Consider the following 921-nt stretch of genomic DNA (forward strand, 5'->3'; position numbering starts at 1 on the left):
AGTCAAACTGAGAATTACAGTTTAAAACGTTTGATCTCTTGCTCAAGCTCGTGAGACAGCTCAGATAGGTGCGCTGCTTGCTCCGCTGCTGAGTGAGCTTCTACAGAAAGCTCGTTCGATACGTCGCGGATGCCTTCTGTGTTACGAGTGATTTCTGTTGTTACAGATGCTTGCTCTTCCGCCGCAGACGCAATTTGCGTTGCCATGTCGCTGATGCGCTCTACCGCACTGTGGATTTGCGTCAGGCTCGCTGCTGCAGAATTCGCGTCATCCACACTGGTATCAGCCAAACGACGACCATCTCCCATGATATCAACCGCTTTCTGGGGTGTAGCTTGAAGCATTTCGATCGTTTCTTGGATTTCTTTGGTCGATGCGTGAGTACGTTGGCTCAATACGCGAACTTCGTCAGCAACAACCGCAAAACCACGACCTTGATCGCCTGCACGCGCCGCTTCGATCGCCGCGTTCAGTGCCAACAAGTTAGTTTGCTCTGCAATGTCTTGAATCGTCGATAGAATCGTGTTGATGCTATTACCGTGCGCTTCAAGTTCTTGGATAACATTTGTCGCGACTTGAACTTCTTGCGCCAGATTCTGGATAGAACCTTGCGTTTGATTCACTTGGCTAGAACCGTGAGCACATGCTTGCACCGCTTCTTCAGAGCTATGTGCTGTACTGTCTGCGTTACCCGCAATCTCTTGCGTTGCTGCTGCCAGTTCATTAACCGCAGTCGCAACCATGTTGATTTCGTCTTGCTGGTAAGAAATACGCTGGCTACGTTCTTCTGCTTGTTGTGCTGTTGTACGTGCTTGCTCAGAAAGTGAGGCAGAAACTTGGCTTAGCTTGGTAACCATCGTGTGCATGTTACCCACAAAGCGGTTGAAGTTCTCAGCCAGTTTGCCCACTTCATCGTCACTG

Annotated in this window: 1 protein-coding gene; it reads right to left on the bottom strand. The window is 49.7% G+C overall.

The annotated features are described in order from the left end of the window. Nucleotides 1-14 precede the first annotated feature (14 nt). On the bottom strand, nt 15-921 hold a 907-nt coding region (locus tag R8O11_RS25900; protein ID WP_318194698.1), incomplete at its 5' end, for a methyl-accepting chemotaxis protein.

Source organism: Vibrio sp. 1288 (genome assembly GCF_033344475.1).